This window comes from Aequorivita nionensis, from assembly GCF_046352995.1.
Taxonomy (GTDB): domain Bacteria; phylum Bacteroidota; class Bacteroidia; order Flavobacteriales; family Flavobacteriaceae; genus Aequorivita; species Aequorivita nionensis.
In genome coordinates this window covers 177,925-200,831 of record NZ_CP130281.1, presented here as the reverse complement: position 1 = coordinate 200,831, position 22,907 = coordinate 177,925, and the positions used below count along the sequence as shown (strand labels likewise).

Sequence of the window (22,907 nt, the reverse complement as noted above, 5' to 3'; positions counted from 1 at the left end):
GCCTTTCATTTTCTTGAAAGGCTTTTACTTTACCCAAAAAAGGTATAATTTTTTTAAAGGCTAATTCAAATAAATTATAGAATTAAATTTTAGGTATTTATTATATAGACGAATAAGAATCCTTAATAGTTTCAGATAAATCCATTATTTAACAGAACAATAACATTGAAGAATAAAAAAAAACAAACCCGAAGCAAGTGCATCGGGTTTGGATCTTTACTGCAATTATTAACACTAACCATCAACGTAAAAATTGTTACAGTAAAGAATAAATTCTAACTACTATATAGACGCTTAAACTTTCAGAATGTTTCAATACTCTTTTCATTTTAACGAACATTTATGAAATCTTGAGAAGTAGTATTGTATTTTCATAAAAAATATTTTAAAATGAAAAAGACATTAGTACTTGGCGCCAGCCTAAACCCTAGCCGTTATTCAAACCTTGCAATCAATAGATTGGTGAGTCATGGACATATTGTTGAAGCTGTTGGCTTAAAAAAAGGAACGGTTGCTGGGGTTGATATTGCTACCGAACAAAAGGATTTTGAAAATATAGACACCGTAACGTTATATTTAAATCCGAAACGGCAAGAGGAGTATTATGATTACATAATTTCATTGAAGCCTAAGCGTGTAATATTCAATCCAGGTACCGAAAATCCTGAGTTTTATAAAATGCTTCAGGAAAATAATATTGAATATGAGGTGGCCTGTACGTTAGTTCTTTTGGGCACGAATCAATATTAAGCCCAAAAAGGTAAGCGCTCCGTTCAATATCAAAATGAAAAACCCGAATTCAAAGTTTAAATATTCGTTGGAAAGATAGCTTATTCCATATCCCAAAAAAGGAGTCAAAATAGCAACCATCGGCACAAATTTATCTTTCACATTCCATTTTGTGAAAAGTCCGTAAGCATATAAACCAAGCAGCGGTCCATAAGTATACCCTGCAAAAACAAAAAGCTTCGCAATCACAGAATCATCAGCAATTACATATTTAAAAATGATGATAACGGCAATCAAAACGAGCGAAACCAAGATGTGAATTAATTTGCGAACGCGCACTTGTTTTGCTTCGTTATATTTTTTTTCAATTTCCAGTATATCGATACTGAAAGATGTTGTCAATGCGGTCAATGCACTATCTGCGCTACTGTAGGCAGCGGCAATCAAGCCTAATATAAATAAAACGGCAACACCTATTCCAAATTCATTCATCATTGCAAGTGTTGGGTAAAGTTGGTCTTTGTGGGCGTCTATTCCGTTTTGAGATGCGTACACTGTCAACAATAATCCCAGAACCAAAAACACGAAGTTTACAATCGTTAGTACAATGGTAAACCAAAACATATTTTTCTGTGCGTCTTTCAAATTTCGGCAAGTGAGGTTTTTTTGCATCATATCTTGATCCAGTCCCGTCATTACAATAGCAATGAATGCGCCACTGATAAATTGTTTCACAAAATAATCACTCGATTTCCAATCATCAAAAAAGAAAATCTGACTCATGTCGCTATCAGCAATAAATGTAAAGAGTTTGCCGCCCGAAAGCCCCAAGTCTGTGGAAACATAATATACTGAAACCCCTACCGCAACAAGCATAAAGAGAGTTTGTAAAGTATCTGTCCAGACGATTGTTTTTATTCCGCTTTTAAAAGTATAAAGCCAAATCAATAATATTGTAATGGTTACAGTTACCCAAAAAGGAATATTCAAATCGTCAAAAATTAAACTTTGCAAAACAACTGCTACTAAATACAGCCGAAAGCTGGCGCCCACAACTCTTGAAAGAAGAAAGAAAGAAGCGCCTGTTTTATAGGAAGCTTTTCCAAACCTACCCTCTAAATAGGTGTAAATTGAAGTCAAATTCAACCTGTAATAGAGTGGAAGTAATACAGTTCCAATAACTGCATAACCAACAATATAACCAAGAACCACTTGAAAATAACTAAATTTTGAAGCTTCCACCCAGCCCGGAACAGAGATAAATGTTACGCCACTCAGTGAGGCTCCAATCATTCCGAAGGCTACCAAGTACCAAGGTGACTGCTTTCCAGCTTTAAAGAAATCGGCATTGCTTCCACCTCTATTGGTTAAAAAGGAAACCAAAATTAAAACCAAAAAGTAACCAACAATTAAAAGCAGTATATGTAAGGGTTGCATAAGATTTAAGACTATGTAAGTTTAAGGATACTTTTTGGTAAAAATACAAAGTTTGGTTTTCCCACCATTTTTATTTTTAATACATTTGAAATTCTTGAATAAATATTTATATAACTACTTAAAAATTAAAAAGATGCGTTTAAAACTACTTCTATTTTTTGCATTACTTTTAGGTTCTTTTGCCGGTCAGGCACAGGAATATCTTCAGATGATCGATGCCGGCACCTATAAAGTGCAGGATGTTATTGACAGTGCCGAGGCCTACTTTGCCAACAAAGACAAAGGTCGTGGAACTGGCTACAAACAGTTTAAAAGATGGGAATATAACGCCCTTAGAATGGTTAAGGAAGATGGATATCTGCCAACAATAGAAGAGCGCGTGAATGAACTTCAACGTTGGAACGCATACTTAAACAGTACAGCGCAAAATCGTGCGGTTCTTCCAGATAACTGGCAAGAAATGGGTCCTACGGCTTGGAATGCCACTTCAGGTTGGAATCCAGGCGTAGGTAGAATTACAGGCCTTGCTATCGATGAAGGAAATGCTAACCATATGATTATTGGTGCAAATACTGGTGGTGTATGGAGAACCACAGACGGTGCTCAAACTTGGACTCCAATGTGTGATTATTTTTCAAATCTTTCTGTTTATTCAGTAGCTATTGATCCTTCAGATTCTGACACTTACTTTTTTGGGTCTACAGGGGGAAGAATATTTAAATCTACTGATGCTGGGGCAACTTGGAATCTACATGGGCAAACAGGAAGTAGTAATGTGAATAAAATTCTTATAAACCCTTCTAGCACAAACATGATGTTTGCAACTGCTGAAAATGTTGGTATTTACAGATCAACAGATGGTGGTGCTAACTGGGTAAAAGTTGTTTCTGGAGATAACAGAGGCTATGATGTGGAATTTAAACCAGGAGACTTATCAGTGGTTTATGCTTCAGGTAGTGGTTTTCATAAATCAATTGATGGAGGGGCAACATTTACAACTATAGGCGGATTTACCAACGGTCCTAAAATGATTGGAGTTTCTCCTGATGATGCAAGTGTAGTTTATGTTTTGGAGGCTTCTAATGGTAGATTCGGTGCTTTTTACACTTCAAGTGATAGTGGTGGCAGTTTCACAAAATTGAACCACGGAGGTCTTAACTTTTTTGGATATAGCACTAGCGGAAATGATAACAGTGGTCAAGCCCCACGTGATATGGGTATAGCTGTAAATCCTACAGATGTAAATGAAGTGCACATTGCAGGAATTCTAACCTGGAGATCTATGAACGGAGGAACCAGTTTTACATGTACTGCAGATTGGATACCAGGAAATGCTGCTTCAGCTAATATTGGATATTGCCATGCTGATGTGGACGATCTTATGTTTTATGGAACAACACTTTTTGCGATAACTGACGGAGGTATCTATAAGGCCTCAAATACTGGCACACTTAACGCAAACTATTACGAAGATCTTACAGACGGGTTAGGTATTCGTCAATTTTACAAAATTGGAGTTTCCCAAACTACCGATTCAATTGTATCTGGAGGTGCGCAAGATAATGGAACCTCTTTTTACACTGCTGCAACTGGATGGAAAGATTGGCTAGGTGCCGATGGAATGGAATCATTTATTGATAAAACCAACAGCAGTATATTTTACGGAACAAGCCAAAATGGCCAGCTTTATCGCACAAATAATGGTGGTAGTAGTTATGTGGGTCTTAATGAACCGGGTAGCGGTTCTGGAAACTGGGTAACACCTTTTGAACAAGATCCTGTTCTTGCAAATACTATATATGTAGGATATAATATTATTTATAAATCCAGCAATTTTGGAACATCTTGGACGGCTATTTCGCAAAATTTTGGAGGCAACTTAGATAATTTAAAAATTTCTCAATCCAATAATCAGGTAATGTATGCTTCAAGAGGTCCCGTACTTTATAGAACCGCAGACGCTGGAGCAACAAATTGGGTTCAAACGACAACTCCGGGTGGAGTCATAAACTCTATAGCTATTCACCCCACAAATCCAGATAAAATAGCCGTTGCAACAACAAGTATCAATCGTGTATTTATTTCCAATGATGGTGGAAACACGTGGACGGATCTTAAATTAAACCTTCCAAGTTTTAGTGCTTTGGCAGTTATTTGGGATGATAACGGTAAAAACGGACTTTATTTAGGTATGGATTATGGCATCTATTATATTGACGATACTTTTACAGATTGGCAGCCATACAGTAACCTATTGCCAAATGTGATTATAAATGAATTGGACATCAATAACACAACCAACACGCTTTTTGCAGGAACATATGGAAGAGGCCTTTGGGCTTCCCCATTGGTTGATAACACAGTGGGTATTGAAGATGTGATTTCTGAAAGTACTATGAGTATTTATCCGAACCCAGCAACATCAGAATTTACAATCGCATTACCAAAATCAATGAAAGCTGAAGTACGTGTTTTTGACATCACAGGAAAACTTCTTATTTATGAAGCAGATGCATTAATTTCAAATAAGCATACAGTGAATGTTTCATCACTTTCTTCAGGAACATATTTTGTTCGTCTGAATACCGAGGAAGGAACTGCAACCAAAAAGATTCTTATAAATTAAGAACCACTTTATGCATGAGGAATGCTTCAGGAAAAATCTCTTTTTTCTGAAGCATTTTTTTTATCTTGGCCGCAGCTAAAATACTATGGAATTTTCTTCAAAACTTCTTGAAAACGCGGTAAATGAAATGTCCCAACTCCCCGGAATTGGCAAACGGACCGCGCTGCGTTTGGTGCTTCATTTACTGAAACAACCCAAGGAACAATCACAAAAATTAGCTGCTACTTTGGTAAAAATGCGCGATGAAATAAATTTTTGCGCAAACTGCCATAATATTAGTGATTCAAAGCTATGCGAAATCTGCGCCAACCCGAGGCGTGATGAGCAATTGGTCTGCGTTGTTGAAGACATTCGCGATGTTATGGCAATTGAAAATACCAGTCAATATCGTGGCCATTACCACGTTTTGGGTGGAAAAATCTCTCCAATGGATGGCATTGGTCCAGGAGATTTAACTATTACTTCTTTAGTTGAAAAGGTAAAAACAGGAAACGTCCGTGAACTTATTTTTGCACTCAGCTCAACAATGGAAGGTGACACCACAAACTTTTATATTTATAAACAAATTGAGCCCTACAATATTACCACCACTACCATTGCGCGTGGCATTTCTGTGGGCGATGAACTTGAATATGCAGATGAGGTTACCTTGGGCCGAAGCATTTTGCATCGCATTCCGTTTGAATCTTCATTAAAAAGCACATAAACTTTGAAACTTTCTGTTGTTATCCTTAATTATAATGTGCGCTATTTTCTTGAGCAGTGCATTCGTTCCGTTCAAAAAGCAATCGAAAACTGGGAAGCCGAAATTATTGTTATAGACAATGATTCCCAAGACGATAGCTGCCAAATGGTAAAAACCCTTTTTCCAAATGTGGTTTTGATTGAGAACAAGGAAAATGTAGGGTTTAGCAAAGCAAACAATCAAGCGGTTGCGGTTGCTAAAGGTGAATTCGTTTGTATTCTAAATCCAGACACCGCTGTTTCCGAAGATACTTTTAGGTTGGCAATTGAATATTCAGAAAGTATTGAAAACATTGGAGCCTTAGGCGTTTATTTAATGGATGGTACGGGAAACTTTTTACCTGAGAGTAAGCGGAACCTTCCCACTCCAAAAGTTTCACTATTGAAACTTACGGGTTTTACAAAGAAATATTATGCCAGCCAAATTTCTAAAAACGAACAAGGCGAAGTTGAAATACTTGTGGGAGCTTTTATGATTTTAAAAAGAAGCATTTACAACGAAGTTGGCGGTTTTGACGAGGATTATTTTATGTATGGTGAAGATATTGACCTTTCATATAAAATAACCTTGGCAGGTTATAAAAATCATTATTTTGGAGGTACTACTGTACTGCATTATAAAGGTGAGAGCACCAAAAAAGACGATGCTTATTTCGAGAGATTTTACGGCGCAATGCAGATTTTTTACAGAAAGCATTTCAATAAGAATTTTCTACTAGAAAGTTCGGTTTCCGCGGGAGTTGCTTTTGCCAAAGCGGCACGTAAAATTACTTCCGATAAAAAAATAGTGCCACTTCCAAAATTAGAACGCAACTATTTCTTCACAGAAAACATTGAACTGCTTGAAAAACTTTCCGCGACCACAGCAACAGTTTTTCAAATGGCTTCAAAAAATGTGCATTCTCAGATTGTTATCAAAAATAGCTTGTTGGTTTTTGATGCTGAATATATTTCCTATAAAGAAATCTTCCAATTGATGAAACAACTAAAAGGGCACGACAATCTTTTTCGCATACGTCCATCGGGTTGCAATTTCATAATAGGAAGCGACCAAAGCGATGAAAAGGGTGGTGTGGTTGTTTTTTAAGAAATTTGAAACCCAAAACGAACAAATTTTAACTATTTTTGCAACGTTTTAGAAACCCTATATTAATCATTACTTATCTAGGCATTAGACATTATAATTGTTATGGCAAAATTTGAATTGAAACTACCCAAAATGGGCGAAAGCGTTGCAGAGGCAACCTTGACTAACTGGCTAAAAGAAGTGGGTGATACCATTGAAGCTGATGAGGCTGTGCTTGAAATCGCTACTGATAAGGTTGATAGTGAAGTGCCCAGTGAGGTAGATGGTGTTTTGGTTGAAAAACTTTTTAATGTTGATGATGTTGTGCAAGTTGGCCAAACCATCGCTATTATTGAAACTTCTGGCGGTAGTAATGGAACTGAAAAAGCTGTTGCTGAAAATGCTCCTTCATCAGAAGCTGTGCCAACCGCTGCTAAGACTGCGGAGAGCGCAGCAATAGAAGTTGAAAAACAAGTTGAAACTGCCAAGCAAGCTACTCAATCACCTATTGAAAACAAGGGCGATCGTTTCTATTCGCCATTGGTAAAAAATATTGCATCTGCCGAAAATATTTCACAAGCAGAACTTGATGGAATTTCTGGTACAGGAAAAGACGGTCGCGTGACTAAAAATGATATTTTGGCTTATATTGAAAACCGTTCTTCAGCTAAAACGCAGCCGCAGCAAACCCAACCACAAGCAGTAACTGAGGCCAAAAGCCCTGAAGCTGCAAAACCAAAAGCTCCGGTTTCGGTTAGTGGTGAGGATGAAATTGTTGAAATGACGCGTATGGGCAAACTTATTGCGCACCACATGGTTGAAAGTACACAAACTTCAGCACACGTTCAGTCTTTTGTTGAGTGCGATGTTACCAACGTTTGGAACTGGAGAAATAAAGTGAAAAATGGATTTGCACAACGCGAAGGTGAAAATTTAACTTTCACACCAATATTTATGGAAGCAGTTGCAAAAGCACTAAAAGACTTCCCGATGATGAATATTGCAGTTGATGGCAACAATATTATTAAGCGTAAAAACATAAACTTAGGAATGGCAGCAGCCCTTCCAGATGGAAATCTAATTGTTCCAGTAATTAAAAATGCGGATAGATTGAATTTAGTTGGAATGAGCAAAGCCGTAAACGACCTTGCAAACCGTGCACGTGAAAACAAGCTTAAACCAGATGATATTCAAGGGGGTACTTACACAGTTACAAATGTGGGAACCTTCGGAAGCATTATGGGAACTCCAATAATCAACCAGCCGCAAGTGGGTATTTTAGCTTTGGGAGCAATCCGAAAAGTGCCCGCGGTTATCGAAACTCCAGAAGGTGATTTTATTGGAATTCGTTTTAAAATGTTTCTTTCCCATAGTTATGACCATAGAGTTGTTAACGGCGCTTTGGGCGGACAATTTGTAAAACGAGTTGCTGATTATTTGGAAACTTGGGATTTAAATAGAGAAATTTAGAATACTGTATATATAGTGTAAAAGGGGATTTTGAATTCAAAATCCCCTTTTCTTTTTTATAAGCTCCTTCAAAACTTCAATAAAAAGTATCTTTGCACTACAAAACAAAATAATGGAACTCAACTTAAAAAAACCAATCTGTTTCTTCGATCTTGAAACCACAGGAATTAATGTGGCGACGGACAGAATTGTTGAAATTGCAATCTTAAAAGTATTCCCGAACGGAAATAAAGAAAGCCACACTTGGCGTGTAAACCCTGAAATGGCCATTCCGGAAGCTTCTTCTGCAATTCACGGAATTACTGATGAAATGGTTGCCAACGAGCCAACTTTTAAGGAATTGGCTCCAAAAATTTACGCGTTGATAAAGGATAGTGATCTTGGAGGTTTTAATTCAAATCGTTTTGACATTCCATTATTGGCTGAAGAATTGCTTCGTGCCGAAGTGGATTTTGACATGAAAAAAGCAATGTCCGTTGACGTGCAAACTATTTTCCACAAAATGGAAAAAAGAACTTTGGAAGCAGCCTATAAATTTTATTGCAATAAAGATTTGAAAGATGCCCACAGCGCTGCTGCAGATACAAACGCGACCTATGAAGTTTTAAAAGCCCAGCTTGATAAATACGATGAGCTTGAAAACGATGTGAATTTTTTGGCAGACTTTAGCTCGCATAAAGATCATGCGGATTTTGCTGGTTTCATAAGCTATAACGAGGAAGGTGTTGAGGTTTTTTCCTTCGGAAAATACAAAGGAAGTTTGGTTACTGATATAATGGAGAAGGATTCCGGATATTTTGGATGGTTGCTAAATGCCGATTTTCCGCTTTACACCAAAAAAGTATTGACGCGAATCCGACTTCAAAAATTGAACACAAAACTTTAATTGCACTATGAAAATAATTTGTATTGGCCGTAATTATGCGGATCATATCAAAGAACTTGATAACAACAAGCCCTCTGAGCCGATTATCTTTTTAAAACCGGACACCGCAATATTATTAAAAAAACAGCCCTTTTTTATTCCCGAATTTTCAAATGATGTGCACCACGAGGTTGAATTATTAGTTAGAATCAATAAAATAGGGAAGCACATTGACCAAAAATTTGCCCATAAATATTATGATGAGATTGGCTTGGGAATAGACTTCACTGCCAGGGATTTACAAACGGAGTTAAAGGAAAAAGGACTGCCATGGGAAAAGGCAAAAGCATTTGATGGAGCTGCTGTCGTAGGAAATTTCTTAAAAAAAGAACAATTTGAAGATTTGAATTCTATAGAATTTAGCTTAAAACGTAACGAAAATGTAGTTCAAAAAGGCAATTCTATGCTGATGATATGGAAAATTGATGCGTTAATCGAATATATTTCAAAATATTTTACACTGAAAATTGGGGACATTATCTTTACAGGAACTCCTGCGGGTGTTGGTAGCGTTAAAGCCAATGATATATTGACGGGATTTATTGGTGAGACAGAAATGTTTTCCATAAAAGTAAAATAGAATGATAAAGTATTATGCAAAAGAAAATCTTGCTGAGATCGCTGATGGTGACCAAGATTTTTTAAAGATATTAGCCCAAACTTTTTTGGAGGAGATACCACCAGATTTGTATTCCATGAAAGAAGCCATTGAAAATGAAAACCGGGAATTGGCATACCAATTTGCCCATAAAATGAAACCGAATATAGAAATGTTCGGTATTGATGCTCTTAAAGACATAACAAGCATTGAAGCTTGGTCCAAAACTTCGAAAAATAAAGCGACTGTTCTTCCACATCTTGAAAGCGTACTTGATACATTAAACCATGTATTTGATGAGCTAAGGGAAGATTTCAAATTATAAATGCTTGCAGAGATTATAACCATAGGCGATGAGATTCTCATCGGTCAAATTGTTGATACCAATTCAGCCTATATTTCAAAGGAATTGAACAGAATAGGGGTGAAGGTATATCAAATTACTTCAATTCAAGATGACAGAAACCATATTCTACAGGCTTTTGAAGATGCCAAAAAACACGCCGACCTTGTAATTGTTACCGGCGGATTGGGCCCTACAAAAGATGATATTACCAAACAAACCTTCTGTGATTTTTTTGATGATACATTAATTGAAGATCAAAGCGTTATTGAAAACGTTAAGCAACTTTTCAAAAAATACCAATTGAATAAACCTTTGCCTGCAAATTTTCAGCAAGCTATGGTTCCTTCCAAAGCAACTATTTTAATGAATCTTTACGGTACTGCTCCCGGAATGTGGATGGAGAGGGATGAAATAGTATTTGTCTCCTTGCCGGGTGTGCCTTATGAAATGAAACATCTTTTGCAAGAAGAAGTTTTGCCTAGAGTTATAAAGCGTTTCAACCGACCTTTTATATATCACAAAACACTTTTAACCTATGGCCTTGGCGAAAGCGCCATTGCCGAAAGAATTGCCAATTGGGAAAATGAATTGCCAGAAAATATAAAACTTGCATACTTGCCTTCCTTGGGAAAAGTTCGTTTAAGGTTATCATCTAGCGGAAATAATGAGTCGGTTTTACAGGAAAGTATTGATTCAAGAATGGAGATTTTAAGTGAAATGCTTTCAGATATCGCCATTGGTTATGAGGACGAAACCAGTATTGTTGGCAGAATTGCGCACATTCTCAATCAAAAAAAGCAAACTTTAAGTCTGGCTGAAAGTTGTTCGGGAGGGGCTATTGCCGAACAGATTACTTCCGAAGCAGGCGCATCTTCTTTTTTTCTCGGAAGTATTGTTCCGTATAAAACCGAACTAAAAACGCAGATTCTTGGGGTTCCTTCTTCCTTAATAGAAGAATATACTGTTGTGAGTATTGAAGTGGCAGAAAGCATGGTGGTCAATTGTTGCAAGCTTTTCAGTACGGATTACGCTGTTGCAACTACAGGAATTGCAGGTCCAACAAAAGGCGACGGCGTAGATGAAGTGGGCACGGTATGTATTGCTATTGCTTCGCCAAGAGGAATTGTTTCAGAAAAATTTAGTTTTGGAAATGACCGTTTTCGCGTTATTGAAAAGACAATAAACAAAGCTTTCGAAATGCTTCTAAAAGAAATTTCAAAAAACTGATTTTCTTTTGTTGTACATCACAAAAGAATTACTTAAATTTGCACCCTGTTTTAAAATAACTTAAAAAAGTTAAGGAAATGTCAAGAGTTTGTGAACTTACCGGAAAGAAAGCGATGGTTGGAAATAACGTGTCGCACGCGATGAATAAAACCAAACGTAAGTTTGATGTAAATTTGCTTAAGAAGCGTTTTTATATTCCAGAAGAAGACAAGTGGGTAACCCTTCGTGTATCTGCTTCTGCAATAAAAGACATAAATAAAAAAGGTATTTCTGCGGTTATGAAAGAAGCTCGCGAAAAAGGCTTTTTAACTAAATAATTGCAATAATCAATAAAGTCTGTTACAATGGCTAAAAAAGGAAATAGAGTACAAGTAATTTTGGAGTGCACAGAGCACAAGGAGTCTGGACAAGCTGGAACTTCCCGTTACATCACTACCAAAAATAAAAAGAACACACCGGACAGAATGGAGTTGAAGAAATTCAACCCAATTCTTAAGAAAATGACGGTTCATAAAGAGATTAAATAATATAAGTCATGGCAAAGAAATCAGTAGCATCGTTACAAACAGGTTCAAAGCGTTTAACCAAAGCAATAAAAATGGTTAAATCGCCAAAAACAGGAGCTTATACATTTACTGAGTCTATCATGGCTCCAGAAATGGTAAATGACTGGTTAAACAAAAAATAACCAGCTTAAAATATTCAGAAAAAGCCACTTTTTTGCGAAGGTGGCTTTTCGTATTTTTGCTCACCCCTTCCGTCTTTAAAATTGCCCGAAAAGCAATTTTAAAGCCACCTTCCCCTGAAATAGGGGAAGGAGCGTTAGAGATTAAACTTTGACAAAGTTGAACAACTGAGTAAAAACTTGGAACTTGAAACTTGAAACCTTGAATTTTTAAAATGAGTCTATTTAAAAAAATATTTTCCAAAGAGAAAAAAGAAACACTTGATAAAGGACTTGAAAAAACAAAGACTTCCTTTTTTGACAAGCTGAGCAAAGCTGTTGCAGGAAAAAGTAAAGTTGATGATGACGTTTTGGATAATCTGGAAGAAATACTTGTTTCCAGTGATGTTGGCGTAAATACAACCTTAAAGGTAATCAACAGGATTGAAGCCCGGGTTGCCAAAGATAAATATTTGGGAACGGATGAACTCAACAAAATTCTTCGTGAGGAAATTGCTGGTCTTTTAAGCGAAGTAGATTCAGGTAACGCCACAGAGTTTGAAGTTCCGGAAAATAAAAAGCCATATGTAGTGATGGTAGTTGGGGTGAATGGAGTTGGGAAAACTACAACTATTGGAAAGATGGCATATCAGTTCAAAAAAGCTGGAAAGAAAGTGGTTTTGGGAGCTGCTGATACCTTTCGCGCTGCAGCGATTGACCAGCTTCAAATTTGGGCGGACAGAACTGGCGTTGAAATCGTAAAGCAAAGTATGGGCAGCGATCCTGCAAGCGTGGCTTTTGATACGCTTAAAAGCGCCGTAAGCCAAAATGCCGATGTTGTTATTATTGACACCGCGGGACGACTTCACAACAAAGTGAATTTAATGAACGAGCTTACAAAAGTGAAGCGCGTTATGCAAAAAGTAATCCCAGATGCGCCACACGATGTCCTTTTGGTATTGGATGGTTCTACTGGGCAAAATGCTTTTGAACAGGCAAAACAGTTTACCGCTGCTACCGAAGTTACTTCGCTTGCCGTTACCAAACTAGATGGAACCGCGAAAGGAGGAGTTGTAATTGGTATTAGTGATCAATTTAAAATTCCCGTGAAGTATATTGGCGTGGGTGAGGGAATGGAAGACCTACAGGTTTTCAATAAATTTGAGTTTGTGGATTCCTTTTTCAAATAATTTTATCAAAAAAAATAAAGCCAAGTATTCACAAATTTTTTAATTGTGAATACTTGGCTTTTTAGTTTTGTTTAAAGTCTAAAGCTTTTATAGCGTTTCTTTCAACCAACTGAAAAATTCACGTTGCCAAACAAGCGCATTTTGCGGTTGCAGCACCCAATGGTTTTCTTCGGGAAAATATAGAAGTTTGCTCTTTAGTCCCTTTAACTGTGCAGCTTGAAAAGCCCCCAATCCTTGTTCAATTGGCACACGGTAATCTTTTCCGCCCTGCACAATCATAATTGGAGTGTCCCATTTATCAACATAGGTTATCGGGTTGAATTCATTGAATGATTTTTGTGCAGTGGCGTTGTTTTTATCCCAATATGCTCCGCCCATATCGTGGTTTACAAAGAATAGCTCTTCAGTTGTTCCATACATTGCTCGGGTATCAAAAACGCCGTCGTGGGCGATAAACGTTTTGAAACGCCCGTCGTGATTTCCTGCAAGCCAAAAAACGGAATAACCACCAAAACTCGCTCCAATTGCACCAAGACGATCTTTATCAACATAAGCTTCTTTTGAAATAGCGTCAATAGCATCGAGGTAATCCTGCATTGCTTTTCCACCCCAATCGCCACTAATGTCGGCATTCCATTCCACACCGTGACCTGGCATACCGCGTCGGTTTGGCGCTACAATAATATATCCTTCCGAAGCCATCAATTGAAAATTCCAGCGAGTGGAATAGAATTGAGATAAAGCAGATTGCGGTCCGCCCTGTGCATAAAGCAAGGTTGGGTATTTTTTGTTTTTGTCGAAATTGGGTGGAATAATTACCCAAACCAGCATTTGCTTGCCGTCTTTGGTAGTAACCATTCTTTTTTCAACTGTTGGCAAATCAAGCTTTCCATAGAATTCAGTGTTTACTTGCGTAAGTTGTTTGAATGTTTTGCTCTTTAAATCAAAGGAAAAAATTTCTGAAGCGTGATTCATATCCGTGCGCGTAACAATTAAGTGGCCGTTGTTTTCGGCAACAATACCCGTAACGTCAAATTGTCCTTTAGAAAGCTGTTCAACAACCGCCATTTTTCTTGTTTTTCCGGGATAATCTATTTTAAAAATCTGTTGCGTTCCGTCAACCGGAGCCGTGAAATAAATATCCTTATTATTGTTTGCCCAAAGAAATCCGTTAACTGTTCCATCCCATTGTGAGGTAAGGTTTTGTTTCACGCCATTTTCAAAAACGATAATATCATTTTTATCAGCTTCATAACCCGGAGTTTTCATCTGTAAATATGCCAGTGCTCCAGTTTTTGAAAATGCTGGCTGTGTGTCATAACCTTTGTTTTCTTCAGTAATATTTTCAGTTTTTTTATCGGCTAAATTGAATTTGTAGATATCGGTATTGGTGCTAACTGCATATTCTGTCCCTGCCAGTTTCTTACTGACATAATAGATGTTTTCGCCCTTTGGGTCCCAAACATAATCTTCATCGCCACCAAAAGGTGCTTGCGGCGTGTAATAGGGTTGCCCGGGTGTAATATCTATTTCAGCACCAGTTTTGGTGTCTTTGTAGAAAACGTGGTTGTAGCTGCCATCGTTATATTTGTCCCAATGTCTGTAATCTAGGGAAGTATAAACGTAGGCGTCACTTTTAGGTAAATCTTTGTAAATATCTTTTCCGGCTACATCTTTTACGTGAACTGGTTTGTTCATTAAAAGATACTGTCCGTTTGGGGAAAGGTTTTTATCAGCCACTTTAGCTTCGTCTTTTGAAATTTCAGTGAAATTCCCTCCAGAAACTGACATTTTATAATATTTTGAATCGAAACTGTTCTCTTCCATATTGGGAGTGGAAACTTTGTAAAACAGCTCTTTTCCGTCATTGGAAATACCAACCGGACTTACTTTTTTCACCTGCCATAAAAGCTCCGGTGTCATTGTTTTTTGTGCGAATAAAAAGCCAGCACATAGAAAGGCTAGCAGGAAAGTTATTTTTTTCATCGGTAAATAGTATTGATTTTTTTAAGAAGTGTAAAGTTACTTAAAAAGTCGCAGTGTTTAGTCGTAGTTTGCAGTTATTGGAATTTGGCATTTGTTTGTTTTTTTTAGTAGTATCTTTGCACACTTTTTAAAATTAAGAATTCCAAATTACGAATTCGAAACAAAAAGCAGATATTAGAACGAAACCAAAAATTCATAATTAATAATTCTGAATTCATAATTAAAAGAAATGCGTACCAAAACCCTAAAAAAGAACAAGATAAACGTAGTAACACTTGGCTGCTCCAAAAATGTGTATGATAGCGAAGTGCTGATGGGCCAGTTGCGCGCCAGCAATAAGGAAGTTGTGCACGAGGAGGAAGGAAATATTGTGGTAATAAATACTTGTGGCTTTATTGCGAATGCAAAGGAAGAAAGCATCAATACCATTCTTGAATTTGTTCAGAAGAAGGAAGAAGGCTTGGTAGATAAGGTTTTTGTTACTGGCTGTCTTTCTGAAAGGTATAAACCAGACCTTCAAAAGGAAATTCCGAATGTGGATGAATATTTCGGAACAACGGAACTTCCCGGATTGCTGAAAGCTTTGGGCGCCGATTATAAACACGAATTGATTGGCGAACGTATAACCACAACCCCAAAAAACTACGCATATTTCAAAATAGCTGAAGGTTGCGACCGTCCGTGCTCATTCTGTGCAATTCCAATTATGCGCGGAAAACACCGAAGCACTCCAATGGAAGATTTGGTTATTGAAGCAGAAAAGCTTGCCGCAAAAGGAGTGAAGGAACTGATATTAATTGCACAGGATTTAACCTATTATGGGTTGGATTTATATAAAAAAAGAAACCTTGCAGAACTGCTTCAAAAACTTGTAAAAGTTGAAGGAATAGAATGGATTCGTTTGCATTACGCGTTTCCAACGGGTTTCCCGATGGACGTTTTGGAAGTGATGCGCAACGAGCCTAAAATCTGTAATTATATAGACATTCCGTTGCAACACATTGCAGACCCAATTTTAAAGTCGATGCGCCGCGGAACTACAAAAGCGAAGACCACAAAATTGTTGGAAGAATTCCGCGCTGCTGTTCCTGAAATGGCAATCAGAACTACATTAATTGTTGGGTATCCCGGCGAAACCGAAGAAGATTTCCAAACCCTAAAACAGTGGGTAAAAGATATGCGCTTTGAGCGTTTGGGCTGTTTTACCTATTCTCACGAAGAAAACACACACGCTTATAACCTAGAAGATGATGTGCCGGAAGATGTAAAAATGGATCGTGCCAATGAAATTATGGAAATCCAATCACAGATTTCTTGGGAATTGAACCAGCAGAAAATAGGCAAGGAATTCCGGGTTGTAATCGATAGAAAAGAAGGAGGCTACTTTGTGGGAAGAACTGAATTTGACAGCCCCGACGTTGACAACGAAGTTTTGATAAATGCTGAAGAAGGCTATCTGCGAACTGGCGAATTCTTCAATGTAAAAATTATCGCCGCGGAGGATTTTGATTTATACGCTGAAATAGTTAAAAGCTAAAAGTCTAAAGTTGGCTTTCTATTTTATTTTTTAACCTGCAACCTGCAACCTGCAACCTGCAACTTGAAACAACTTTTAATAATAGGCCACACATTTCCAGAGCCCAGCACCACTGCTGCGGGAAGCAGGATGATGCAATTGGTTGAATTGTTTCAGGAAGAAAACTGCCAAATCACTTTTGCCAGTACAGCGGCTTTTTCTGAAAAAACTGAAAACCTTCAAGCTCAAAATATTTCAGTGAAATCTATTCTGCTGAATGATGCTTCTTTTGATGATTTCATTAAAGAGCTGAACCCTGAAATTGTAATCTTTGACCGCTATATTACCGAAGAACAATTTGGGTGGCGGGTTTCCGAAAATTGCCCACATGCCTTAAAAATTCTCGATACCGAAGATTTACATTTTTTACGAAAGGCTAGGGAAGAAGCAATTAAAAACGGCAAACCTATTTCTGAGGCAAATCTTTTCTCTGAAATTGCAAAACGCGAACTCGCCTGTATTTTACGTTGCGATCTTTCACTTATCATTTCAGAATATGAAATGGAATTGCTTCAAAATACATTTAAAATCTCTTCGGAACTACTTTATTATTTGCCTTTTCTGGTAGAAAAAATTTCTAAAAAAACACCTTCATTTGAAGAACGCCAAAACTTTCTAGCTATTGGCAATTTACTACACGCGCCAAATGTAGATTCGGTTTTGCAATTAAAAGCGCTTTGGCCGGAAATTAAAAAACAGCTTCCCGAAGCTGAACTTCATATTTATGGAGCTTATGCGCCACAGCAAATACTTCAACTAAATAACAAAAAAGAAGGTTTTATTTTAAAAGGCTGGGCTGAACATGTGGAAGCTGTCATGAAAAATTATCGCGTTCAACTTGCTCCATTGCGTTTTGGTGCAGGGTTGAAGGGTAAGTTTTTAGATGCAATGCACTTTGGTTTACCATCCGTAACAACCAAAATCGGGGCAGAGGGAATGTGCGGAAATCTCCCTTTTGGTGGAGCGGTTACTACTTCAAAAGAAGAATTTATAGAAACTTCCCTGAAGTTATATTCTGAAGAAGACACTTGGAATATTGCACAGCAAAACGGTTTCAAAATTCTTGAAAAACGGTTTCAGAAAAAACTGTTTTCAGAAGCTTTCAAAAAACACATCAGCACACTTTTAGCAAATCTTGAGAAGCATCGCCAAGGTAACTTCATTGGACAAATACTTCAATATCATACACTGCAAAGCACGAAGTATCTAAGCAAGTGGATTGCAGAAAAAAATAAATAATCACTGTTTCTTTTCTGAAAGAATATATTTCAGATATGTTTGTTTCATTTGTCTGAAAAAACTACTTTGCACACATTAAACAGAAAAAGATTCCTTGTGAAAAAACAAATAACCTTACTCCTCATTTTTATATTATTTGCCCTGGGCGTAAAAGCACAGGATAGCAATCTCGCTTTTGGTTTTAAAGGCGGGGCAAATTACGCTTCTTACAGGACCCCGAATGCTTTTATGGATGTTTATAAAGGAAAAATAGGCTTCTACTTTGGTGGTTTTGCCAATATTGGCATCACTGAAAAATTTAAGGTACAGCCTGAGCTACTTTTTGCAATGCAAGGCGCACGTTTTGTGTTAAAGGATATTGAGATTCGTGATGATGCCAACAACGAACCCAAAGTTGGTGACTTAAAAAAGAGTATTAACGAATCCACCATACTATTGCCTATAATGGCACAATATCATATAAATGAAACTTTTTATGTGGAAGCTGGCCCACAGTTTGGTTTTATATTGAGCAATAAGGAAAAAATAATCACATCTCCAACAGACGACCCTAATTTCAACGCTCCAAGTACAGCCGATCCTGATACCTTTGACGCAGGTGTTGCTTTTGGAGCAGGTTTCAAGCTTACTGAAAGCTTAGGATTAAACGCGCGTTACTATTTTGGGTTGATAAAACGCGATTACGGCATCTATTCCTCTGTGCTAAATTTTGGATTTGAATACAGCTTGTAAATAGAACACTTAAAACGACCCTACATTAAGTTTCATCAAAAACTTCCAAAACAATTTTAAATTATAGATTATGAAATATTCCATTTTAAGTTTCTTGTTTCTTTTTTGTATTGCTATTGGCACAGCCCAAGTTAAGTTTGAAGAAGCATACTACATCAACAATTCTGGTGAAAAGGTGGAAGGGCTTATTAAAAATGAAGGTTGGAAAAACAATCCGTCACAGCTAGAATTTAAAGAGAACAAAGAGGCGGCGAGCAAACTATTGAAAATAAATGACGTTGCTGAGTTTGGTGTAGAAAGAAAGTATAAATACATTCGGGCTACAGTGGCTATGGACAGATCTTCTGACGATAACAATAATCTATCGTCAACCAAGGCTCCGAATCTGGAGGAAGAAACTCTTTTTCTAAAAGTACTTATAACGGGCGATGCCAATCTCTATGCTTATTCAGACTCAAATCTGCAGCGTTTTTTTTACAGTGCTTATAAAATTCCTATTGAGCAGTTAATCTATAAGCGCTATAAGGCAGCCAATACTATATTTGGAAAGAACGAGCAATACAAGCAACAGTTGTTCACCAATTTGAAATGCCAAACGATAAATGTAGGTATGGCCAATAAACTTGAGTATAACCAATCAGAATTGGCCAACTATTTTAAAATATACAACAAATGCAGAAATGCCAATATAGCTGATTATGAAATGGCCGAACCCAAAGGAGATTTCAACCTTACCATACGTCCCAGTGTTCGCAGTGCTTCCTTTTCTTTTAAAAATGCAGCCATCAAGACGAAAAATGCAGATTTTGATACAGAAATTGGTTTCAGTATAGGTTTGGAGTTTGAATATATTATTCCATACAAGCTTAACAAATGGGCCCTAATTTTAGAGCCCACCTATCAATCATACAATCCTGCCGGAGCGGTTACGGAAGGAGGGCAGGCAGTGGAAGTGGATTATACATCCATTGAAATACCCTTTGGCTTGCGGCATTATTTCTTTTTGAATGAAAAATCAAAGCTTTTTGCGAATGCCTCTTTTTTGGTAGATATAGTTTTGGACTCAAAACTAACATTTGAAATGGGCGACGATCTAGAAGTAGTGTCTGGAAGTAGTGTAGTAATTGGTTTTGGTTACAAATACAATAATAAATACAGTGCAGAAGTGCGTTACCAAACGGACCGTAGCCTTACGGTAGATTATAACGCCTATAATTCAAAATATGGCTCCTTTTGTTTTTTGCTGGGATACACTTTGTTTTAAATAGTAGTGTTCCCGAAAGTATTATTTACAATTATACGCTGCTCTTGATGATGGTATAATTAATTTATTTTACGGGATAAAGACTAAAAAAGCTGCCGTTTAAAACCTTACAAATAATTTAAAAACAAGAATGTGAAATGAAAAAACAAAATTTATTATTGACTATTTTAATTGCAATTTTTATAATATCCTGTTCTTCAGATGACGGCCAGCCCAATGAAGAAGAAGGACCTAATAATGAAAATGAAGTAAAACTCTACAAAAAGACTAACAGCTTTAGAGATGGAACTTTGATTTCATCAAAAGAAGTTTTTTATAATAGCGACAACAAAATAGAATCGGTTACTTTAAATGAGATTAATTATTTAAATAGAACATTTACAGTTAATTATACAAATGGAAACGTTAGCAGAATCATACGGGCAACCGATGTAATTGACCCAAACGGAACAGATGAAACAATTAATTATAATAATATAAGCATTACAAACAATTCTATAATTCTTGTTTCTGATGCGTCTGATAGAACATTGGAAATTGAATTTTCAAACAGTTTTGTCAACGCTACAAAATATTATCAAACTTCGATGCCGAATAATGTTTTTACGCAGTCCTTTACCCGCAATTCAGATAATCAATTAATATCGAATTATACAGGTGGCGATGTTTTTGAATATTCCAATTTTGATTCTAATAAAAAATTAGACCCATCCGGAAGCGTAATGGAATATGAGCACAATACCTTTTTTATGATTTTTGGTTTAAGAGTTTCAAAAGACAATCCTTTAACCGCTACTTATAACTTTAGTGGAGGCGGAACTTATAGTAATTTTTTAGAATATGACAATCAAGGTTATGTTACTAAAGTAAGTTATGATGCGTCAAATTCCACTTCAAATTATTCTGTGCACGAATATATTGCAGAATAAACCATATAAACATTAACACACATTAAAAATATAGGTAATGAATAATGAATTATTAACTGATTACGCAAGTAAAGGGAGTAGATTTGGAAACAATATATTAGATACAATTGGCTTCTACTTCCTTATTTTTTTAAATGCAATGGTTCTTGATGGTTGGGTTGGAATAATGCCCGAAGGTGGCTCTGGTTGGTTCGTATTGTATTTTTTTGCTTTATACGTATTGTATCATTTGGTTTTTGAATACGCTTTTGGCAGGACCCCCGGAAAGTTTATAACTGGCACTAAGGTTATCGATTCTACTGGGAACAAACCGGATTTCAAAACTTTATTTATTAGAAATCTTTGCAGACTGATTCCTTTTGATGCTCTTTCTTTTCTTGTTTCTGAAAGAGGTTGGCATGATTCAATTTCTATGACTTATGTTGTAAATAAATAAAAACAACAGCAAACGGAGAAACCTTTATAGAATTGCAAAAAAAAGCTATCTAAAAAGTACACTTTTTAGATAGCTTTTTTTTCTTCCTTTAGACACCTACCTTTTAATAAAGCGCTGCGATTTTAAGGTATTGTCGTCGTGAACTTTAAGAATGTAATTTCCGGTTGCCAAATTAGAGACGTTAATAGCATTTGAGTCTAATCTTGCGTCCATCACTTTTTTCCCTTTAATGTCAAAAATGGAATACTCTGGATTTGCAAAATCAGTTAAATTACCAAGATTTAAAATACCTTCAGTGGGGTTGGGGTAAAGAATAAGATTGCTCACTATATTTTCATCTATACCAAGGACTGTAGAACCTTCCACAACAGAAATTACTTGATCAACAGCTACATTTTCTAGAACATCTACAATTCCTGAAGGCCAATTGATTGTAAGTGTAGTAATCTCGGTATCTAAGCCTACCCCAAAATGTGTGTTAAGCGTGCTCATATATTTAAAACCTTCACCACTGCGCACCTCACGAATTTGTGTTCCTAAAGCTGAGGTGATGGTTACCCGTGCCCCAATACCATTAATATTACTTTCCACGCCTATTGTGTTAAGGGTTATCCAATGGTTTGAGTTTGCATCATTATAATAAATATTTTCACCGGTAAAAGAATCGATAAATCCATCGTTGTTTAAATCGCCTAAGGAGCCGTTATTATTCGGCAAGGCAAAGGGAATTAAAGAGAAGGTTAAATCTCCATTATTAAGAAGGATGTTTCCATTGGATAAAATATCGGCATAGCCATCGTTATTAAAATCATAAGTGCAATTTTCAATACCAGTGGTTGTTAACGCATGTATTCCTGTAGAAGCAGAAATATCCGTAAAGGTTCCATCGCCATTATTTCTGTTTATTTTATGAGTGAAACTACTAGAGCTGCTTCCGATAAATACGTCCAGAAAACCATCATTGTCAAAATCTGCCCAAGCAGAAGACCAGGTTTGCATATTGTCTTTTAACCCTGCAGCTTCTCCTACTTCCACAAAATTGCCCACGCCATCATTTTGATAGAGTTGATTTTCACTTCTTTCATTAACATCTCCGTTCACATTACATTTTGCGATAAAACAATCCATATCGCCATCATTGTCATAATCTACCCATACAGAGCCATAATTCCCTCCGGTGGGATAGTCGCCAATATCGCCTTGATGAAAGGTAAAAGTTCCATCTCCGTTATTAATATAATAAACACTGGGCGCTACATCATGACATACAAAGGCATCTAAATGGCCATCATTATTGATATCTACAAAGTTGGAACGCTGTGAAAACACATATTGAGGAAAGCTAATTTCATCAAAGCCGTCACTATTATTGGCTTTCATAAACGTTACGCCATTTCCTCCCGCATAAAGTAAATCAGTTTTGCCATTTTTATCATAATCTGCAGCGGAAAGACTCCAAGAAGGAAGGTTGTCTGCAAAAGAGGTGGCAATGTTCCTCATTACAAAACTACCGTTTGGCTGCTGATAGTATATTTGAATATTATTTTCAGTTACGGAAACCAGATCGTCTAAAAAATCACCGTTCATATCAACTGCAGCCCTCTCTGCTCCAGTTGTTGAAATAGGGGCTGAGGTGAATGATACCTGGGCATTTCCTATTCCAAAAAAGGTCATTATTAAAAATAGCGTAAATATCTTTTTCATAATATATAGTATTAAATTG

Annotated in this window: 22 protein-coding genes; 19 read left to right on the top strand and 3 right to left on the bottom strand. The window is 36.9% G+C overall.

The features are described from left to right. Positions 1-390: 390 nt before the first annotated feature. The gene (locus Q2U82_RS00965) at positions 391-750 is read left to right on the top strand and encodes a CoA-binding protein (RefSeq protein WP_410005905.1); all 360 of its coding nucleotides are present in this window, start codon (positions 391-393) and stop codon (positions 748-750) included. On the opposite strand, the gene Q2U82_RS00960 is transcribed toward Q2U82_RS00965, so the two are convergent. Further along, positions 721-2,166 (bottom strand): sodium:solute symporter, encoded by a 1,446-nt coding sequence (locus tag Q2U82_RS00960; protein WP_410005904.1) that lies wholly within the window; start codon positions 2,164-2,166, stop codon positions 721-723. The genes Q2U82_RS00965 and Q2U82_RS00960 overlap by 30 nt on opposite strands. A 133-nt stretch (positions 2,167-2,299) precedes the next feature. Between Q2U82_RS00960 and Q2U82_RS00955 the strand changes: the two genes are divergently transcribed. The 12 genes from Q2U82_RS00955 (at position 2,300) to ftsY (ending at position 13,022) form a co-directional block, all read left to right on the top strand. Continuing rightward, the gene (locus Q2U82_RS00955) at positions 2,300-4,792 is read left to right on the top strand and encodes a VPS10 domain-containing protein (RefSeq protein WP_410005903.1); all 2,493 of its coding nucleotides are present in this window, start codon (positions 2,300-2,302) and stop codon (positions 4,790-4,792) included. A gap of 85 nt (positions 4,793-4,877) precedes the next feature. After that, positions 4,878-5,498 (top strand): recombination mediator RecR, encoded by a 621-nt coding sequence (recR, locus tag Q2U82_RS00950; RefSeq protein ID WP_410005902.1) that lies wholly within the window; start codon positions 4,878-4,880, stop codon positions 5,496-5,498. Positions 5,499-5,501: 3 nt separating this feature from the next. Next, on the top strand, positions 5,502-6,623 hold the full coding sequence (locus Q2U82_RS00945) for a glycosyltransferase family 2 protein (protein WP_410005901.1): 1,122 nt from the start codon (positions 5,502-5,504) through the stop codon (positions 6,621-6,623). 102 nt (positions 6,624-6,725) lie between these two features. After that, positions 6,726-8,072, top strand: a complete 1,347-nt coding sequence (locus Q2U82_RS00940) for a dihydrolipoamide acetyltransferase family protein (protein WP_410005900.1) — start codon at positions 6,726-6,728, stop codon at positions 8,070-8,072. Between the two features lie 112 nt (positions 8,073-8,184). Next, entirely contained in the window at positions 8,185-8,958 is a 774-nt protein-coding gene (locus tag Q2U82_RS00935) for an exonuclease domain-containing protein (RefSeq protein WP_410005899.1), read from the top strand. Positions 8,959-8,965: 7 nt separating this feature from the next. After that, a complete protein-coding gene (locus Q2U82_RS00930) occupies positions 8,966-9,577 on the top strand; it encodes a fumarylacetoacetate hydrolase family protein (protein WP_410005898.1) in 612 nt (203 codons plus the stop codon). A 1-nt stretch (position 9,578) separates the two neighbouring features. After that, positions 9,579-9,920, top strand: coding sequence for an Hpt domain-containing protein (locus tag Q2U82_RS00925; protein ID WP_410005897.1), 342 nt, complete (start codon positions 9,579-9,581; stop codon positions 9,918-9,920). Then, positions 9,921-11,168: a CinA family nicotinamide mononucleotide deamidase-related protein gene (locus Q2U82_RS00920; RefSeq protein ID WP_410005896.1), complete on the top strand. Its 1,248-nt coding sequence runs from the start codon at positions 9,921-9,923 to the stop codon at positions 11,166-11,168. Positions 11,169-11,245: 77 nt separating this feature from the next. Further along, complete coding sequence (gene rpmB / locus Q2U82_RS00915; RefSeq protein WP_014782807.1) at positions 11,246-11,485, top strand: 50S ribosomal protein L28; 240 nt, start codon at positions 11,246-11,248, stop codon at positions 11,483-11,485. Positions 11,486-11,512: 27 nt separating this feature from the next. Continuing rightward, positions 11,513-11,695 carry a 50S ribosomal protein L33 gene (rpmG, locus tag Q2U82_RS00910; RefSeq protein ID WP_014782808.1) on the top strand — a complete coding sequence of 61 codons (183 nt, stop codon included), beginning with the start codon at positions 11,513-11,515 and terminating at the stop codon, positions 11,693-11,695. Positions 11,696-11,703: 8 nt separating this feature from the next. Then, positions 11,704-11,856, top strand: a complete 153-nt coding sequence (locus Q2U82_RS00905) for a DUF4295 domain-containing protein (RefSeq protein ID WP_094746013.1) — start codon at positions 11,704-11,706, stop codon at positions 11,854-11,856. 212 nt (positions 11,857-12,068) lie between these two features. After that, entirely contained in the window at positions 12,069-13,022 is a 954-nt protein-coding gene (gene ftsY, locus Q2U82_RS00900; RefSeq protein WP_410005895.1) for a signal recognition particle-docking protein FtsY, read from the top strand. A gap of 87 nt (positions 13,023-13,109) precedes the next feature. Here ftsY and Q2U82_RS00895 read toward each other — a convergent pair whose 3' ends face one another. Next, positions 13,110-15,008: a prolyl oligopeptidase family serine peptidase gene (locus Q2U82_RS00895; RefSeq protein ID WP_410005894.1), complete on the bottom strand. Its 1,899-nt coding sequence runs from the start codon at positions 15,006-15,008 to the stop codon at positions 13,110-13,112. Between the two features lie 229 nt (positions 15,009-15,237). Here Q2U82_RS00895 and rimO point away from each other — a divergent pair, with 229 nt between their 5' ends. From rimO to Q2U82_RS00865, 6 genes are all read left to right on the top strand, one after another. Further along, a complete protein-coding gene (gene rimO, locus Q2U82_RS00890) occupies positions 15,238-16,545 on the top strand; it encodes a 30S ribosomal protein S12 methylthiotransferase RimO (RefSeq protein ID WP_410005893.1) in 1,308 nt (435 codons plus the stop codon). Between the two features lie 63 nt (positions 16,546-16,608). Further along, entirely contained in the window at positions 16,609-17,823 is a 1,215-nt protein-coding gene (locus tag Q2U82_RS00885) for a glycosyltransferase (RefSeq protein WP_410005892.1), read from the top strand. A 96-nt stretch (positions 17,824-17,919) separates the two neighbouring features. Next, positions 17,920-18,555 carry a porin family protein gene (locus tag Q2U82_RS00880; RefSeq protein WP_410005891.1) on the top strand — a complete coding sequence of 212 codons (636 nt, stop codon included), beginning with the start codon at positions 17,920-17,922 and terminating at the stop codon, positions 18,553-18,555. A gap of 70 nt (positions 18,556-18,625) precedes the next feature. After that, a complete protein-coding gene (locus Q2U82_RS00875) occupies positions 18,626-19,819 on the top strand; it encodes a tRNA modification GTPase (protein ID WP_410005890.1) in 1,194 nt (397 codons plus the stop codon). 137 nt (positions 19,820-19,956) lie between these two features. Further along, positions 19,957-20,748, top strand: coding sequence for a hypothetical protein (locus Q2U82_RS00870; protein WP_410005889.1), 792 nt, complete (start codon positions 19,957-19,959; stop codon positions 20,746-20,748). Positions 20,749-20,785: 37 nt separating this feature from the next. Continuing rightward, positions 20,786-21,184, top strand: a complete 399-nt coding sequence (locus Q2U82_RS00865; protein WP_410005888.1) for an RDD family protein — start codon at positions 20,786-20,788, stop codon at positions 21,182-21,184. Positions 21,185-21,280: 96 nt separating this feature from the next. On the opposite strand, the gene Q2U82_RS00860 is transcribed toward Q2U82_RS00865, so the two are convergent. Continuing rightward, positions 21,281-22,888, bottom strand: a complete 1,608-nt coding sequence (locus tag Q2U82_RS00860; protein ID WP_410005887.1) for an FG-GAP-like repeat-containing protein — start codon at positions 22,886-22,888, stop codon at positions 21,281-21,283. Positions 22,889-22,907: the final 19 nt, after the last annotated feature.